This window comes from Cyanobium sp. NIVA-CYA 375 (genome assembly GCF_056108345.1).
This window is the reverse complement of the sequence record NZ_JBSYHW010000059.1, coordinates 1-16,381: the sequence shown is the minus strand read 5'-3', so window position 1 is coordinate 16,381 and position 16,381 is coordinate 1. Positions and strand designations below refer to the sequence as shown.

General features: G+C 64.6%; 16 protein-coding genes and 1 tRNA gene. 7 read left to right on the top strand and 10 right to left on the bottom strand.

Annotated features, from left to right (window positions below; genetic code table 11):
* Both AC01FP_RS13035 and AC01FP_RS13030 read left to right on the top strand, forming a co-directional pair.
* Positions 1-1,546 (top strand): peptidase domain-containing ABC transporter (locus tag AC01FP_RS13035; protein WP_474480789.1); only part of this gene is annotated, 1,546 nt, incomplete at its 5' end.
* Positions 1,546-2,688, top strand: a complete 1,143-nt coding sequence (locus AC01FP_RS13030; protein WP_474480787.1) for an HlyD family secretion protein — start codon at positions 1,546-1,548, stop codon at positions 2,686-2,688. The genes AC01FP_RS13035 and AC01FP_RS13030, both read left to right, overlap by 1 nt.
* Here the strand turns inward: AC01FP_RS13030 and AC01FP_RS13025 are convergent, their stop codons facing one another.
* From AC01FP_RS13025 to gcvT, 5 genes are all read right to left on the bottom strand, one after another.
* Entirely contained in the window at positions 2,689-4,299 is a 1,611-nt protein-coding gene (locus AC01FP_RS13025) for a CTP synthase (protein ID WP_474480785.1), read from the bottom strand.
* A 278-nt stretch (positions 4,300-4,577) separates the two neighbouring features.
* Positions 4,578-5,054 carry a Dps family protein gene (locus tag AC01FP_RS13020; protein WP_474480783.1) on the bottom strand — a complete coding sequence of 159 codons (477 nt, stop codon included), beginning with the start codon at positions 5,052-5,054 and terminating at the stop codon, positions 4,578-4,580.
* A 45-nt stretch (positions 5,055-5,099) separates the two neighbouring features.
* Positions 5,100-6,032, bottom strand: a complete 933-nt coding sequence (locus AC01FP_RS13015; RefSeq protein ID WP_474480782.1) for an RNA polymerase sigma factor, RpoD/SigA family — start codon at positions 6,030-6,032, stop codon at positions 5,100-5,102.
* A 96-nt stretch (positions 6,033-6,128) separates the two neighbouring features.
* Positions 6,129-7,955 carry an aspartate--tRNA ligase gene (gene aspS, locus AC01FP_RS13010; RefSeq protein WP_474480780.1) on the bottom strand — a complete coding sequence of 609 codons (1,827 nt, stop codon included), beginning with the start codon at positions 7,953-7,955 and terminating at the stop codon, positions 6,129-6,131.
* Between the two features lie 46 nt (positions 7,956-8,001).
* Positions 8,002-9,114, bottom strand: coding sequence for a glycine cleavage system aminomethyltransferase GcvT (gene gcvT, locus AC01FP_RS13005; protein ID WP_474480778.1), 1,113 nt, complete (start codon positions 9,112-9,114; stop codon positions 8,002-8,004).
* A 113-nt stretch (positions 9,115-9,227) separates the two neighbouring features.
* On the opposite strand from gcvT, the gene AC01FP_RS13000 reads away from it, so the two are divergent.
* Both AC01FP_RS13000 and AC01FP_RS12995 read left to right on the top strand, forming a co-directional pair.
* A complete protein-coding gene (locus tag AC01FP_RS13000; RefSeq protein ID WP_474480777.1) occupies positions 9,228-9,470 on the top strand; it encodes a hypothetical protein in 243 nt (80 codons plus the stop codon).
* A gap of 122 nt (positions 9,471-9,592) precedes the next feature.
* Positions 9,593-9,991 (top strand): cyclic nucleotide-binding domain-containing protein, encoded by a 399-nt coding sequence (locus AC01FP_RS12995; RefSeq protein WP_474480776.1) that lies wholly within the window; start codon positions 9,593-9,595, stop codon positions 9,989-9,991.
* A gap of 13 nt (positions 9,992-10,004) precedes the next feature.
* On the opposite strand, the gene speB is transcribed toward AC01FP_RS12995, so the two are convergent.
* The gene (speB, locus tag AC01FP_RS12990; protein ID WP_474480774.1) at positions 10,005-10,880 is read right to left on the bottom strand and encodes an agmatinase; all 876 of its coding nucleotides are present in this window, start codon (positions 10,878-10,880) and stop codon (positions 10,005-10,007) included.
* Positions 10,880-11,716: a polyamine aminopropyltransferase gene (speE, locus tag AC01FP_RS12985; protein WP_474480773.1), complete on the bottom strand. Its 837-nt coding sequence runs from the start codon at positions 11,714-11,716 to the stop codon at positions 10,880-10,882. The genes speB and speE overlap by 1 nt, the downstream gene beginning before the upstream one ends.
* Before the next feature lie 66 nt (positions 11,717-11,782).
* Here speE and arfB point away from each other — a divergent pair, with 66 nt between their 5' ends.
* Positions 11,783-12,232 carry an alternative ribosome rescue aminoacyl-tRNA hydrolase ArfB gene (gene arfB / locus AC01FP_RS12980; RefSeq protein ID WP_474480771.1) on the top strand — a complete coding sequence of 150 codons (450 nt, stop codon included), beginning with the start codon at positions 11,783-11,785 and terminating at the stop codon, positions 12,230-12,232.
* A gap of 68 nt (positions 12,233-12,300) precedes the next feature.
* Here arfB and mazG read toward each other — a convergent pair whose 3' ends face one another.
* From mazG to AC01FP_RS12965, 3 genes are read right to left on the bottom strand one after another with little or no spacing between them, the layout of a single operon-like run.
* Positions 12,301-13,113: a nucleoside triphosphate pyrophosphohydrolase gene (gene mazG, locus AC01FP_RS12975; protein WP_474480769.1), complete on the bottom strand. Its 813-nt coding sequence runs from the start codon at positions 13,111-13,113 to the stop codon at positions 12,301-12,303.
* Positions 13,110-13,607, bottom strand: a complete 498-nt coding sequence (locus tag AC01FP_RS12970; RefSeq protein WP_474480768.1) for a DUF2227 family putative metal-binding protein — start codon at positions 13,605-13,607, stop codon at positions 13,110-13,112. Before AC01FP_RS12970 ends, mazG begins: the two co-directional genes overlap by 4 nt.
* A 3-nt stretch (positions 13,608-13,610) precedes the next feature.
* Complete coding sequence (locus tag AC01FP_RS12965; RefSeq protein ID WP_474480767.1) at positions 13,611-14,537, bottom strand: lysophospholipid acyltransferase family protein; 927 nt, start codon at positions 14,535-14,537, stop codon at positions 13,611-13,613.
* Between the two features lie 21 nt (positions 14,538-14,558).
* Here AC01FP_RS12965 and AC01FP_RS12960 point away from each other — a divergent pair.
* A tRNA-Val gene (locus AC01FP_RS12960) sits at positions 14,559-14,630 on the top strand.
* Positions 14,631-14,725: 95 nt separating this feature from the next.
* On the top strand, positions 14,726-16,003 hold the full coding sequence (locus AC01FP_RS12955; RefSeq protein ID WP_474480766.1) for a hypothetical protein: 1,278 nt from the start codon (positions 14,726-14,728) through the stop codon (positions 16,001-16,003).
* Positions 16,004-16,381 lie beyond the last annotated feature (378 nt).

Sequence of the window (16,381 nt, the reverse complement as noted above, 5' to 3'; positions counted from 1 at the left end):
TGCCCTGGTAGTGGTGACCTTGATGGAGGGAGTGATCGGTGCCTTGCGCACCTTCCTATTCAGCGAAACCACCAACCGCATCGATCTGCGACTCGGCGCCGAGGTGATCGACCACCTGCTTCGATTACCTCTCAATTATTTCGACCGCCGCCCCGTGGGTGAACTCGGCACCCGGATTGCCGAGCTGGAGAAGATCCGTAATTTCCTTACCGGCCAGGCGCTCACAACCTTGCTCGATACGGCCTTCTCGGTGATCTATATCGCCGTGATGCTTCTCTACAGCTGGCTGCTCACCTTGATCGCCCTGTGCGTGCTGCCGATTCAGATTGGTCTCACCGTGCTTGGTGCACCCCTGTTCCGCCGTCAATACCGCGATGCGGCCCAGGAGAACGCCCGAACTCAGAGCCATTTAGTGGAGGTGCTCACCGGCATCCAGACGGTGAAGGCTCAAAACGTCGAGATGATCAGCCGCTGGAAGTGGCAAGACCTTTACGGCAAGTACATCTCCCGCAGTTTTGAAAAAACCATCACCGGTACGGCCCTTAGTGAAACCTCCCAGGTCTTGCAGAAGCTTTCCCAGCTGCTGGTCCTCTGGGTTGGTGCTTCTTTGGTGCTCTCTGGTGACATGACCCTTGGCCAGCTGATCGCCTTCCGGATCATCTCTGGCTACGTCACCCAGCCCCTACTGCGGCTCTCTTCGATCTGGCAGAGCATTCAGGAGCTCAAGGTTTCGTTTGAGCGGCTTGCCGATGTCGTCGATACCCCGGAGGAATCAGACGAGGCCGATAAGCAGAAGATTCCTCTGCCGCCCATTGCTGGCGAGGTGCGCTTCGACGACCTCTGTTTCTCCTTCACTCCCCAGGGCGCCCAGGTGTTGCGTCATATCGACTTAACTATCGCCGCCGGCACCTTTGTGGGCGTGGTGGGCCAGAGCGGTAGCGGTAAGAGCACCCTCACCAAAATGTTGGCTCGCCTCTATTCCCCAGGCAGCGGTCGCATCCTGATTGACAACTACGACATCGACAAAGTTGAGCTTTATTCACTGCGGCGCCAGATCGGCATCGTGCCTCAGGAGCCCCTGCTTTTCACCGGCACGGTGGCAGAGAACATTGCCCTCACCGATCCAGATGCCAGCAGTGATTCCATCGTGCAGGCTGCCCGGTTGGCCTGCGCCCACGACTTCATCATGGAGTTGCCCGCTGGTTACAGCAGCACTGTGGGCGAGCGAGGCGCTGGCCTCTCCGGCGGTCAGCGGCAGCGGCTGGCTTTGGCCCGTACCCTGCTTTCCCAGCCGCGGCTGCTAGTGCTCGATGAAGCAACTAGCGCCCTCGATTACGACACTGAGCGGCGGGTTTGCGACAACTTGGTCGACAATCTCAAGCACTGCACTGTTTTCTTCATCACGCACCGGCTCTCCACCATCCGCAGGGCAGATTTGATTGTGATGCTGCACGAAGGAGCTGTCGTGGAAACGGGCACCCACGATGAGCTGATGGAGCGGCGAGGTCGCTACTACGCCCTCTACCGCCAGCAGGAGTCCAACTGATGTCGATTGTGCGCCGTGCTCAGAACGCCATTGAGCGCCGGGTTCAAACCAGTCATGAGGAGATGGCGCTTCAGCAGTCGCGCTTCCTAGCCCGTGCCATCACTTGGGCCCTGCTAGGCACCACGGCGGCTGGCCTGGCCTGGCTTGCCCTCGCCAAAACCGACGAGGTGGTGGTTGCCCCTGGCAAGTTGCAGCCGATCGGTGATGTCAAAACTATCCAGATGCCGGTTGGTGGTGTGCTCCAGACCATGCTCGTCAAGGATGGGCAGCGGGTCAACAAGGGCCAGGTTTTGCTGCGCCTTGATAACGAGGCCACCCTCGACCGGCAAGAAAGTTTGCGCACCACTATCACCGCTAAGCAGGCCCAGTTGCGTCTCAAGCAGGTGGAGCTGGCTCGCTATCTCAACCTCAATGACACCGAGCAGTCGGTGACCCGGCAGAACTTTGTGCTTGAAACCGAGATCCTGCAGCGGCTTGAGGTTCTCAAGGCAGTTGGAGCCTCCGCAGAATTGCAGTATTTGCAACAGCGCAACAAGGTACGTGAGGTAGATGGCGAGCTCGCCAAGCTCAAGGTCGACCGCCTGCGTCAAATCGCGATCCTTGAGCAGGCGCTGGAGCAAATCAAAGGAGAGCTGGCCGACTTGGGCAGCCAGCTCATTGAATTGCAGGTCAACATCCGCTACCAGGATGTGCGCTCCCCGGTGGATGGGGTGGTATTTGATCTCAAGCCTACCGGCCCAGGCTTTGTAGCCCAAGGCAGTGAGCCGGTGATGAAGATTGTTCCCTATGACGCGCTCCAGGCCAAGGTGGAGATTGAGAGCAGCGATATCGGCTTTGTGCGAGTTGGTCGCCCTGCCGATATCAGCATCGATTCCTTCCCTGCAACCGATTTCGGAGTGCTGCTTGGCACCGTTAAGGGCATTGGATCCGATGCCTTGCCCCCGGATGAGCGCAATCAGACCTATCGCTTTCCGGCTACGATTGCTCTCGACACCCAGCAGCTCAAGCTGAAATCAGGCAAGAGCCTGCCTTTGCAGGTGGGGATGTCACTCACGGCCAATATCAAGCTGCGCAAGGTTACTTACTTGCAACTTCTGCTTGGAGAATTTAAAGATAAAACAGACTCCCTCAAGCAGATCTGATCAGCCTTGCTGCGGCAAGCGCTGCTGGGCGGCCTCGATCAACCCCCTAAATAGGGGGTGAGGCTTGCCTGGGCGAGAGAGAAATTCGGGGTGATATTGGCAGGCTGTGAAAAATGGGTGGCTCTGCAACTCAATTAATTCAACTAAGCGGCCATCTGGCGAAGTGCCGCTGATTGTGTAGCCTGATTCGGTGAAGAGGCTGCGGTAGGCGTTGTTGAATTCGTAGCGATGACGGTGGCGTTCGTATACAACTTCATCGCCATAAAGGCGGTGAGCCATGGTGCCTGCGGCCAGGCGGCAGGGATAAACGCCCAGGCGCATCGTGCCGCCTAGATCCACTACATCCTGCTGCTCGGGCAGGAGGTGGATTACTGGATGAGGCGTGTTGGCATCCAGCTCGGCGCTGGTGGCGCCCTCCAGACCCGCCTGGTTGCGTGCCCACTCGATCACGGCGCACTGCATGCCTAGGCACAGGCCCAGGAAGGGCACCCGCTGTTCCCGCGCCCAGCGGATTGCCGCCACCTTGCCGTCCACACCCCGGTTGCCGAAGCCGCCGGGCACCACCACCGCATCCATGCCGGCCAGCAGAGCTTCCGCGCCTTGGCTTTCGAGCTGCTCGGCGCATACCCAGTGCAGATCAAGCGAAGCATCCCGATCCAGGCAGGCGTGGCGCAGGGCCTCTACCACCGATAGGTAGGCGTCGTTGAGCTGCACGTACTTGCCCACCAGCGCCACCTTCACCGCCGGGCCTGGGTGGCGCAGTTTGGTCACCAGCTCCTGCCAGCGGGCCATGTCACTTTCAGCGTTGCTGAGCTGCAGCACATCGAGCACCTCGCGGCAGAGCCCCTCCTGCTCCATCGCCAGCGGCACCGCATAGATGCTGTCGGCGTCCAGGGCCTGGATCACGGCCCGCTGCGGCACGCCGCAGAAGCCACCGATTTTGCGGCGCAGTTCGTCGCTCACGGGCCGGTCGCTGCGGCACACCAGCACATCGGGCTGGATGCCGATTGAGCGCAATTCCTTCACCGAGTGCTGGGTGGGCTTGGTCTTGAGCTCCCCCGAAACGCCGATGAAGGGCAGCAGGGTGACGTGCACGTAAGCCAGGTCTTGGCGGCCCACATCGCCGCGGAATTCCCGGATCGCCTCCAGAAACGGCAGTGATTCGATGTCGCCCACTGTGCCACCGATTTCGCCGATCACCACGTCGGCATTGCTGTTGGCTGCTACCCGATGGATGCGCTCGCGGATTTCGCGGGTGATGTGGGGGATCACCTGCACGGTGCCGCCGTTGTAGTCGCCGCGGCGCTCCTTGTTAATCACCGACTGGTAAATCGAGCCGGTGGTCACGCTGTTGAGGCGCGACATGGCGGTGTCGGTAAAGCGTTCGTAGTGGCCCAGATCCAGGTCGGTCTCGGCGCCGTCCTCGGTGACGAATACCTCACCGTGTTGGTACGGGCTCATCGTGCCCGGATCGACGTTCAAATAAGGGTCGAGCTTGAGGATCGAAACGCTGTAGCCCCGGCTCTTGAGCAGGCGCCCCAGGCTGGCGGCCACGATGCCCTTGCCGATGCTTGACACCACGCCGCCGGTCACGAAAACGAACTTGCTCATATCCCGCCAGCCGAATCTTTAATGTACCGGGCGCTGCCAGCGGGGCTGGCTCCTTGCGGGGCTGGCTGGGTTCGGCGGTCACGCCCGCTGCGCGGGCAACACCGCGCTCACCGCAGCCAGATCCCGCAGGAGACACATGCGTTCTTGGGGTCTGGTTCGGGTGTTGAAAGGCTCGGCCCTCCCTGCTGAGGCTGCTTGGTCCGCTGGGATGCTTGGTTAGAGGCCGGTATTGCCCGCGCAGCGGGCGCCGACCGGCCGACGCCAAGCACCCCAGCGGATTACGCCTCCAGCAAGCTGCGCAGCATCCAAGCGGTCTTCTCGTGGATCTGCAGCCGCTGGGTGAGCAGGTCGGCGGTGGGTTGGTCGTTGGCTTCTTCGGCGGTGACCATGACGCCGCGGATGGTGCGGGCTACCGCCTCGTGGCCCAGCACCAGCTCGCGCACCATCTCCAAGGCTGCCGGGATGCCCTGGGTTTCGGCGATTGAGGAGAGCTGGCCGTAGGTGGCACCGCCAAAGGGGGCCGGGCAGCCAAGGGTGCGGATGCGCTCGGCGATGGCGTCTAGGGCGTTCCAGAGCTCGGTGTACTGCCCCATAAACATCAGGTGCAGGGTGTTGAACATCGGCCCGGTGACATTCCAGTGGAAGCCGTGGGTTTTGGCGTAGAGCACGGTGCTGTCGGCCAGTACGCGACCCAGGCCTGCGGCGATCTCCAGCCGCTGGGCTTCCGGGATGCCGATGTCAATGTCGGTTGCCATGGCAACTTATACGTAGTGACTTCGTTGTAGCCCGGATGGGCTGGTTTAGTCGAGGTTGCCCAGGTAATCCTTCACGCGGCAGCGGTTTTGGGGTTGGCGCAACTTCAGCAGGGCCCGTGATTCAATCTGCTGCACCCGCTCCCGGGAGAGCTGCATGGCAGCGCCGATCTCATTGAGGGTGCGGGGAGTGTCGTCTACTAGCCCGAAGCGTTGCCGGATCACCTCGGCTTCACGGCTGCTCAGGTCTGCGAGCAGGGCCTCGAGGTCGTTGTGTAGCTGTTCGCGGGTGAGTTCCTGCTCTGGAGTGTCATGGCGGTCTTCCAGTAGGTCGCCGAGCTGCGTGTCGTGTTCCTTGCCTACCCGGGCCTCCAGGGAGAAGGGTTTCGGCAGCTGCAGCAGGGTTTCGCGGATCATCGCTTCGCTGAGATTCAGCTCCTGGGCGATTTCAGCCACGCAGGGCAGGCGGCCCAGGCGGGCGCTGAGTTCACGCTGGGCCCGTTTAATTCGGTTGAGCTTCTCGGTGATGTGCACCGGCAGCCGGATCGTGCGGCTCTGGCTGGCAAGGGCCCGGGTGATGCCCTGGCGAATCCACCAGTAGGCGTAGGTGCTGAAGCGAAAACCCCTGGTGGGGTCGTAGCGCTCGACTGCCCGCTCCAGGCCCAGGGTGCCCTCCTGCACCAGATCCAGCAGGTCCATCCCCCGGCGCTGATACTTCTTGGCGACTGACACCACCAGCCGCAGATTGGCCTGGATCATCCGCTCCTTGGCCCTTTTGCCACGGTGTAGGGCCAGCCGTCGCTCCTTGGCGGCCACTTCGTCCAATTCGTCTTTGTCCGGTTCGCCCTCGCGTATTAGCTGTTCACGCCGCTGCACCAGCCGAGCCAAGGTGAGCTCCTGCTCCTGGGTAAGCAGGCCCACCCGGCCGATGTCCTGCAGGTAGAGCCGCACCGGATCGGTGTTGGCGGGGGTGTGGGGCACGCCCGATGGATTACTGGTGCTTCACCGTTGCTGCGCTGGGCAGCTGTTGCGCCAAATCCCCCGATTTGTTTCGGCTTTCAGCTGTGCCTATGGGCTTCAGCTTTCGTCTTCGTCCACCCAGGTGCTGGCCACGTGCAGCTCCTCCAGCTGCTTGTCGGCCACCCCGGCCGGGGCCTGGGTCATCAGGCAGCGGGCCTGCTGGGTCTTGGGGAAGGCGATCGTGTCGCGGATCGATTCCTCGCCCGCTAGCAGCATCACAATCCGATCTACGCCGTAGGCCAGGCCGCCGTGGGGTGGGGCACCCATGTCGAGGGCGTCCATCAGGAAGCCGAATTGCTGGTTGGCCTCCTCCAGGGGCAGACCAATGGTTTGCAGCACCTGGCGCTGCAGGGCCGAATCGTGGATGCGCAGCGAGCCGCCGCCCAGTTCCAGACCGTTGAGCACCAGGTCGTAGGCCTGGGCGCGGGCCGTGGGCAGGGTGTGGGCCCAGGCGGCCGGATCTCCCCCAAGGTCGCCTGCGTTGGGGGCGCAGAAGGGGTGGTGCAGGGCCTCGAGGCGGTTTTCGCCGGCGTTGAACTCAAACATTGGGAAATCCACCACCCAGAGGAAATTCCACTGGTCGTTGTCACGGTCGGCCGGCACTAGGCCGAGCTCGCGGGCCAGAAACTGACGCACCCGATCGAGGGCCTTATTCACCGTGGCGGTGTCTCCGGCGCCGAACAGCAGCAGGGTGCCGGGGGCGGCACCGCTGCGCTCCAGCAGTTCCGCCTTCGTGGCCTCGGAGAGGTTGTCCTTGATGGCGCCGATCGTGTCGATCTCGCCGCCCTCGCGCACGCGGATGAAGGCCAGGCCGCCGGCCCCAGCTTTCTGGGCCTCGCTGAACACATCGCCGCCGGGCTTGATGCGCACGTTGCTGATGGCGTCGTTGCCGCCGGGCACGGCGATGCACTTCACCGAGCCGCCGGCGGCCACCGCGCCGCTGAACACCTTGAAGCCCATGCCGGCCACTAGGTCGCTCACGTCGGTGAGCTCCAGTCCGTAGCGGGTGTCGGGGCGATCGGTGCCGTAGCGGGCCATGGCCTCATGCCAGGTAAGGCGCGGGAAGGGCAGAGGCAGCTCCACCCCTTTCACGGCCTTCCAGATCGAGGCGATCAGGGCCTCGTTGAGCTCCAGGATCTGCTCTTGGTCCATGAAGCTCATTTCGATGTCCAGCTGGGTGAATTCCGGCTGGCGATCGGCGCGCAGATCTTCGTCGCGGAAGCAGCGGGCCACCTGGTAGTAGCGCTCCAGGCCGCCCACCATCAGCAGCTGCTTAAACAGTTGGGGCGACTGGGGCAGGGCAAACCACTCACCACCGCAGACCCGGCTGGGCACCAGGTAGTCGCGGGCGCCCTCGGGGGTGGAGCGGGTGAGCACCGGGGTTTCCACCTCGATAAAGCCCTGGTCTTCCAGGAAGCGGCGCATCGCCTGAACGGTGCGGTGGCGCAGGCGCAGGTTGCTGTTCATGCGCTCGCGGCGCAGGTCGAGGTAGCGGTGGCGCAGCCGCAGCTCTTCGCGGGTGTTCTCTTCGTCGTGCACCGACACGGGGAAGGGCAGGTTGCCCTTGACGGCGTTGAGCACGGTGATGGCGCTGGCCAGCACTTCGATGCGGCCGGTGGCCAGTCGGTCGTTGACGGCATCGGCGGGTCGCTCCCGCACCTTGCCTGCCACCTGAATCACCGTTTCGTTGCGCAGGTGCTCCGCTATGGCGAACATCTCGGCACCATTGTCGGGATCGACGGTGATCTGCACGCTGCCGCTGCTGTCGCGCAGGTCGACAAAAATCACGCCGCCGTGGTCACGGCAACGGTCTACCCAGCCGCAGAGCTGCACTGCCTGGCCGCTGGCGTCGTGACGCAGGTCGCCGCATCCGTGGCTGCGCATGCTGAGGAGGTGGAGAGAGCAATGGGCGATTGTCCCACCCGGGGCGTCAGCGCCTGTAGAAGGGGCGTTTGACCACCAGCGCTGGCTCGGCCTTGCCGCGAATCTGCACCGCCAGCTCGGTGCCCAGCTTGGCGGCGCTGGCTGGCACGTAGGCCAGGGCGATCGCTTCTTCGAGGCTGGGTGACCAGCTGCCGCTGGTGATTTGCCCCACCGGCTCACTAGCTACTGGCGCCCCGGCAGCCAGCACCGGGTAGCCATGGCGGGCGATGGCGCGGCCCTGCAGCTTCAATCCCACCAGGCGCCGCTGGACCCCTGCGGCGCTCTGGCGCTCCAGCACTTCGCGGCCGATGAAGGCTTTGGGCATCTCCAGGTGCACCAGCCAGCCCAGGCCGGCCTCCAGGGGTGTCGTGTGCTCATCCAGCTCGTGGCCGTAGAGGTGCATGGCCGCCTCTAGGCGCAGGGTGTCGCGGGCGCCGAGGCCGCAGGGGCTGACGCCGCTGGCCAGCAATTTGTCCCACAGGAGCAGGCCGTCTGGCCGGTTCAGCAGCAGTTCGAAGCCGTCTTCGCCGGTGTAACCAGTGCGGCCCACAAAGGCGTTGGCGCCAGCCAGATTCAGCTCCCGGTGGCCGAAGCGGGGCAGGCCGCTCAGGTTGCCTCCTGCCAACTCCTCCAGCCTGGCGGCTGCCTCTGGGCCCTGGAGGGCCAGCAGCACGCCATCACCCTTGCGGTCTTCAACATTGATGCCAAGGGGCTCTAGCTGGCTGCGGATCCAGGTGGTGTCGGCTGCGGCGCAGGCAGCATTAATCACCAATAGCAATTCGTGGCACTGGCCATCTGCCTGCCAGCCCCGGTCGTAAACGATCAGGTCGTCGCGGATGCCGCCCTGCTCGTTGAGCAGCACCGTGTAACAGGCCTCACCGGGGCCTATGCGAAACAGATCGGTTGGCACTAGCCCCTGCAGGGCGTCTTTGGCGCCTTCGCCCCGCAGGGTCAGCACCCCCATGTGAGAGATATCGAAAACACCGCAGCTGCGGCGTACGGCCTGGTGCTCTGCCACCAAGCCCTCAAATTGCACGGCCATCTCCCAGCCGGCGAAAGGCACCATCCGGCCCCCAGCAGCTCGGCTCGCCTCGAATAGAGGTGTGCGATCTAAACCCATGGACGAATCATATGCAGGCCTGCGGGAATCAATAAGGAACCTGGAAGATTCGGTTGATCCGCTGCCACTTTGGCCAATCGTCCATACCTTTAGAGACCAGATCTCTCCCTCGGATGGGTCAGCGCCCTTGCTGCCGCAGCTGCCGCCATTGCGCCCCACCCAGTGGCGCTGAATTCGGCTGGTGCCAGCTACGCCAGTTACCGATTCATCCCGAATTGGCTTTGGAGCTGTGGTGCCATCACTGGACGGCCCGTCCACCGCGGCTGCCCTTGATGATCGCTGCTGCGGCAGCTGGGGAGGCACCGGCCCCGCTGAACCAGCAGCTCAGCTTGGAAGCGCTCCTGGGCAAAAGCTGAAGAAAATCCGTAATTCAGGCCTAAAATGAGGCTCGATTGGCACTTTGTGTTCGCTGTGACTAGGCGGCTAGGGCACTGGAGCTGTATTAAGGGGATTGGGTTTCGATTAGGGGGTAGGAGGCATGGTTGCATCGGCGATGATCACCACTCCGCTGGAGCTGATGTCGGCTCAAGTGGATTGCGAGGTTCTCACCCTTCCAACAGGCGGCAAGGTGTTTTCTAGGGGCTCTAGGGCCGATTCGATCTTCGCGGTGCGCCGCGGCATCATCGAAGTGATAGGTGAGCCCGGCGAAAAACTCTGTTATCGCCCCGGCGAACTTTTCAGTTATCAGGACATCGTTTGGCGTGATGGGATCTATCGCAACGAAGCCATTGCCCGTACTCCCGTTGAAATCCTGAGGCTTGAGCGCCTGCGCTTCCTTAATTTGATGCACAACCATCCGACCCTGGCGATGTTGTTGATCAGCCAGCAGCATGAGCGCCTGCGTGAGCAGCGCACTAGCGGCACCTGCTGCTACTGAAGGCTCTTTCGGCTCAGCGATCGAGCAGGAACAGCAGGCTGCGCACCACCTTGGCGGCCAGAACGCTGCTGACGCCGCTGGGATCCAGCTGGGGCGCCAGCTCCACCACATCGGCGGCCACCAGGGTGTGGTGGCGCAGCTCCTCCACCAGGGCGGCGAAATCCCTCCACAGGAAGCCGCCGGGCTCGGGGGTGCCGGTGCCGGCCATCACCGCCGGATCAAACCAATCCAGATCCACCGTGAGATAGAGGGGTTTGCCGCGCAGGGGCTTCAGGCTCTCGGCCATGCGCTCGATCGCCACCAGGCGGCTGCTGCTGCGCAGCTCTGCAAATTCCTCGCGGGTGCCGCTGCGGATGGCGATCTGAAGCAGCTGTTGGCTGGGCAGCACCTCCAGGCAGCGGCGCATGGCGCAGGCGTGGCTGTGGTGGGCGCCGAGCCATTCGTGGCGCAGGTCGGCGTGGGCATCGAGCTGCACCAGCACCAGATCTGGATGCTGGGCCGCCACAGCCGCCACGGCGCCGGAGCTGATCGAGTGCTCGCCGCCCAGCATCAGGGGTTTGAGGCCCAGGGCCAACACCGCTTCGGTCGCCTGCTTCACCGCCGCCACCACCGGCTCGGGGGCGCCGAAGGGGATGTCCACGGCGCCGAGGTCGGCGAAGGCCAGGTCTTCCAGGTCGCGATCGAGCTGGGGGCAGTAGCTCTCCAGGCCGCTGCTCACCTCGCGGATGGCGGCGGGCCCGAAGCGGGTGCCGGGGCGGAAGGAGGTGGTGCCGTCGTAGGGAACGCCGAACAGACCCACGCGGCAGCCGGCCGGATTGCGCTGGCTGGCCATGTAAATGGCGCCGTCTTGGTCAAAGAGATCCGTGTCAAATAAATCCGTGTCAAACATCAGCCCAGCTCCCGTTCGATGGCGGCGGGGATGGCGTCGAAGGCGCCGCGCTGCCAGCGGGGACTCCAGATCTCACAGCCACAGTCGACGGCCGCGGCGCGGGCGGGATCCGGCTGCAGATAGCGACGGCCGTCTGTGGCGGCGAACGTCCAGCTCCACCAGCCGCTCGGATACATGGGCACCCAGCCATACATCGGATCGGCGTGGCCGAACACCTCGCGGATCAGCTTCACCGTGTCGATGTGCACTTGGCGGAAGGCCTCTGGCGATTCGCTCTGGGTGGCGAACACGCCGCCGGGCCGCAGGATGCGGCGGCAGTGCTCAAAGAAGGCCCGGTTGAACAGGCCTTCGGCCGGGCCGGCGGGGTCGGAGCCATCGACGATCACCACGTCGTAGCTGGCATCGGCGGCATTGGCGGCCCAGGCGATGCCATCGCCGACGGTGAGCTGGAAGCGGGGATCGCTCCAGCAGCCCCCGCCGATGCTGGGCAGGTGCTGCTGGCTCCACTCCACCACCAGCCCGTCGATCTCCACCAGGTCGAGCTGCTGCACGCCGGCGTGGCGCAGGCACTCGCGGGCGGTGCCGCCATCGCCGCCGCCGATCACCAGCACCCGCTCGATGCTCGCGGCGCTACAGAGTGCCGGATGCACGATCGCTTCGTGGTAGTGCCGCTCCTGGCGCTCGGCCGTCATCCAGCAGCCATCGAGAAGTAGGCCTTTGCCGTAGCGCTGGCTGTCGATGATCGTCACCCGCTGGAAGGCTGACTGGGCTTCGGCGAGCACCGTGCCCTCGAGGCCGTAGCGCACGCCGTCGAAGACCTCGTCGATCCAGGCCATGGGCAAAATTTGCAATCTCTCCAGCCTTGCGCATCGCCGGTGTGTTGGCCGTGACAGGCTGAATCCATGGCTCCCCTGCGACCCACGGCGGATCTGCGGCTGACCCCAGCGCTGGTGATCGGCGCCGCCGAGCTGGCCTGGCGTTTCTCGCGCTCCTCCGGCCCCGGCGGCCAAAACGTGAATACCACCGATTCACGGGTGGAGCTGGTGTTTGACCTGGCGGCCTCTGAGGCGCTGCCGCCGGCGCTCCAGGCCCGGGCCCTGCAGCGCCTGGAGGGAAAACTGGTGGAGGGCTGTGTGGTGATTGCGGCCAGTGAGCATCGCTCCCAATGGCAAAACCGGGTGGCCGCCCAGCGGCGCCTGGTGGAGCTGCTGCAGGAGGCGATCAAGCCGCCGCCGCCGCCGCGCCGGGCGACTCGGCCCACCCGCGGTTCAGTGCAGCGGCGCCTGGCCGCCAAAAAACAGCGCGGTGCGATCAAGGGGCAGCGGGGCTCCCGTCCTCTGCCGGAGGATTGAGCTGTTGGCGGGGTGTCTCTGAATCTGTACAGGTTGTACGGAAGTTGTGAGGCTGTTGCGCTCAAGGCTCAGGGGCCTGGCGTTGGCGAGTTTTCAGCTCGGATCTGGGCCTTGGCCTGCTGCCAGAGGCCTTCGAGCTCGCCGATGCTGCGGCCCTTTAGGTCGCCATCTAGGGCTGCCTCTACCCGGGAGAAGCGGTTGAGGAAGCGGCGGTTGGTGCCCGCCAGGCCGGCTTCCGGTTCGATGCCGCACCAGCGGGCCACGTTGACCAGGGTGAACAGCAGGTCGCCCAGCTCCTCCTGGGCATGGCGGCGATCCCCGGAGGCCACAGCCTCCTTGAGCTCGTCGAGCTCCTCGTGCACCTTCGCCCACACCCCTGCCATGTCATCCCACTCGAAGCCGGCCGCGGCAGCTTGCTTGGAGATCGTCATGGCGCCGGCTAGGGCCGGCTGGCCGCGCACCTTGCTGGCCAGCCGCTCGCTGAGGGGGCTGGTGGAGGCGGGCTGGGGTTTTTCTGCGGCCTTGATCTCCTCCCAGCTGGCCGGCTCGCCACCGCCAAACACATGGGGATGGCGGCGCATCAGCTTGGCGCTGATGCCTGCAGCGATCTGGGCCAGATCAAAGCTGCCTGCTTCATGGGCGATCTGGGCGTGAAGCACCACCTGCAGCAGTAGGTCGCCCAGTTCCTCAGCCAGGTGCTGGTCGTCGCCCGAGCGGATGGCATCGGCCACCTCGTGGGCCTCCTCCAGCACGTAGGGCACCAGGGAGGTGTGGGTTTGTGCCAGATCCCAGGGGCAGCCGCCCTCGGGGTCGCGCAGGCGAGCCACCACGGCGATCAGCTCAGCTAGGGCCTCAAGGTGGGCTGGGGTCTGGGGGGTCATCGGCGGCGGCGGCGCAGCAGGCGGGGTAGGCGCGGCATCGGGTCGCCATCTTGGATCAGGTGCAGCCAGCTGCTGGCCTCCAGTCCCACCAGGGCGGCCAGCAGCAGCGGACGCTGGCCCTGCCAGAGCGCCTGGGCGGTAGCCAGGAGCTGCTGGGGTGCTGGCCCACCGAGGGGTTGCAGCAGCAAGCAGCTCACCAGCAGCAGCGCCGCCAGGTAGGCCAGGCGCCCGCTGGTGCCCAGCAGGGGACTGTGGGAGAGCAGGGAGCGATGGCGCAGCAGGTTGCGGTAGGGCCACCAGAGCAGCCGCAACGGTCCCCAGCGGCGGGTGGGGTTGGACCGGGTGTCGAGGTCGGGGGAGAGCAGCAGGCCGCCCAGCAGAAAGCTCAGGCCGGCCACGCTCACCCCCGCCAACCCCAGCCAGGGCCACCACAGCAGCCCAAAGGGCAGGCTTAGGAGCCAAGTGGCTCGGTCGTGGCTGCGGCCGCTGGCCATCGATCAGCGTCCGGGTGGGCCGATGGGCCGCAGCCGCTCACCGCTGCCATCGCCCGTTCGCCAGCGCCGGTTGATCCAGTAGTACTGCTCCGGATAGGCCTGGATCAGGGGTTCGTGCCAGCGGGCTACGGCGGCAAGCTGGTCGCTCAGGGCGGCGGCACCCTGGCCGGGCCATAGCGGTGCGCCAAAGATCAGCCGAAAGCGGCCGTTGGCTTCCCGCACCTGGGCCACGGGAAACAGGGGGCAACCCGATTTCTGCGCAAGGGCCGCTGGCCCTTTGACGAAGTTGGTGCTCAGGCCGAGGAAGTCGACCTGCACTTCGCTGCTGCGGCTGTAGAGGTCGGTCATCACAACGAGGCTGCCGCCGCGGTGCAGGCAGCGCAACATCGATCTGGCATCAGCCTGGGGTATCCAGTTGCAGTAGCTGTTGGCCTGGCGGGCCCGGTTGAGCAGCACGTCGCTGTACGGGTTGCGGGCGGGGCGATACACGACAGACGGGGTGTCCAGCTGTTCGCTCAGCCAGCGCAGCCCCAGATCCCAGCAACCCAGGTGCAGCGATCCCACGATCACCCCCTGGCCCTGGCGGTGCAGCCGCAACAGTTCCTCGAGCCCCTCCCCCTCGGCGCTGATCAAGGAGGCGTCAACCGGTTGGATGATCGATTCGAGGCAGGAGAGAAAAAAGCTGTTGATCGACTGCTCGGCGATGGCCTCACGCTCTCCCTGGCTGAGCTGCTCGCCATACACCCGCGTCAGGTTGGCGATCGCCGTGGTGTGGCGGCGCCCCAGCCAGGGCCTAGCTATCCGGTGGGCTTGGCCAATGCTGCGGCCCATGGTGCGGTGGGAGCGCCCCCGCAGCGCCAGCAGCAGCAGCCGCACCCCGAGGGCCTCCAGTTGCCAGCGCAGCTTGCGTCGAATTGGGACCTGGGCCATAGGGTGTATTTTGCCTATGGCGCGCGATTAGCTCAGCGGTAGAGCGCCTGCCTTACAAGCAGGATGTCGCTGGTTCGAACCCGGCATCGCGCATTTCCAGAAGCCAGGCAGGATCTGGGCTCTGAGCAAGTCTGGGCCTGGATTCTCCCTGGGTCGTCTCATCGGTTGAGATTGGCCAGAACCCTTGTGTGTCCGTCGAAAACTGGCAGGATTTCACCCAGATTTCACCAGCGGGGGAAATGGCGAAGGATCGTCCCAAGTGGCTGGCTGAGCTGAGCGCGGGCTTCAAGCGGCATCGCCGCGGCCGTGGCGGTTGGTTCATTGAGGTGCATCGCGACAAATTGAGGATCACCTCCAGCGAGCTCCCGCTAAGGCCTGGTGAGCCTGCGGAACAGGCCTTGAAGCGCAGGTCCTACAGCTTGCTCGCATCACCAGGGCCAGCCACCGCCGCGGCCGCCCTGGCGGAGTGCTGCGCGGTGTTCGATCGGGTGATGGCTGGCCAGTGGGCTTGGCCCGATCCTGAGGCAACTCCTGGAGAGGAGGACCCCCTGCGCCTGGCTCCTGCTGTACTCCAGCGCCTGGTGGATCGGCTGAAGACCTCGCTGGTGGGGGAGAAGATCGGGGCTGATACCTGGACCCGCACTTACAGGGGCTACCTGGCGCAGCTTGTGGAGGTGGCAGCAGAGAAGCCCTGGACTGATGAAGGGGCACTGCTGGAGGCCACGCTGCGCCACTGGCAGCCGGGGACCAGGGCCCGGCAAATGGCACACGATCGCCTTCGCCGGCTGTGGAAGGAGGCCGGATGGCCATGGCCTGAGGAGATCACCTCCATGCGTGGCAATGGCAAGGCCGCGGCCGCGGCGGATGGCGTGCGGAGCTTCACGGATGGGGAGCTTGCGGAGCTTCGGGCACGGGTCAAGCGCAGCAGCAAGCTCGCCCCTAAGGACCTGGTGGCGTGGGATTGCCTGATCTGCTTCGGGCTGAGGCCAGCGGAGCTCCAGGGATTGGACCTGGTTCAGGAGGAGATGATGGTCCTGGCTCGCGTCACCCGCTCGAAGCGCGCCAGCAAGGGCAGCAGCGGCGCCCGAACGGTGCCTGCTGTGCCACCAGAGGGATGGCCTGCGGATTGCTTCGGGCTGATGGATCGATGGAAGCGCCACGGATTGCCGCCGGGGATGGTGGCCGTCAGGAGCCCAGGCCAGGTTCTGACCCAGCAGCTGCGGCGATTGCGGGACCAGGAGCCTGTGGAGATTCCCTTAAACCCGGAGTTGACCGCCTACTCCGCGAGGCATGCCTTCGCCCTGAGGTTGGCTCAGAAGCTGGGGCTCCATGTCCGGGAATCGGCGGAGTTGATGGGTCACTCGCCCGCAGTGCATCTCCAGACGTATGGGCGAAGGTTGGACCAGCCGGGGCTTCTAGCGAAGGTCCGCAGGCTTCAGACTGAATCAGGCAGCAACGGGAGCTAGTGCTCAACGTTGGTCAGTTTCCCCACTCGGTGATGCAAGGGGAGAAGTCAGGCCCTGTAGGCGTTTTGAGTGATTCAGTAGTACCGAGACGCCTATTCACCGTCTCTGGCGGTAGGGGGTGCAAGTTTTGCCACCCATATGGTTGAGCGCAAGGGCCACCAGATACCGCCCTCCAGCTATTCCAACCATGCCTGATTTCTCGTTGACCACCCGTGAGGTGGCGGATCGACTGCGCACGTCTGATTCCAGCTTGCGGCGCCTTCGCCGTGAAGGTGTTCTGAAGCCAGGGATCCACTTCCGGGGGCAAGGCCTAGGGACTCTCCGGCCAGTGCTGCTCTGGGATGCCGCGGCCACGGATGCCGCCCTGGCACAGCGGAG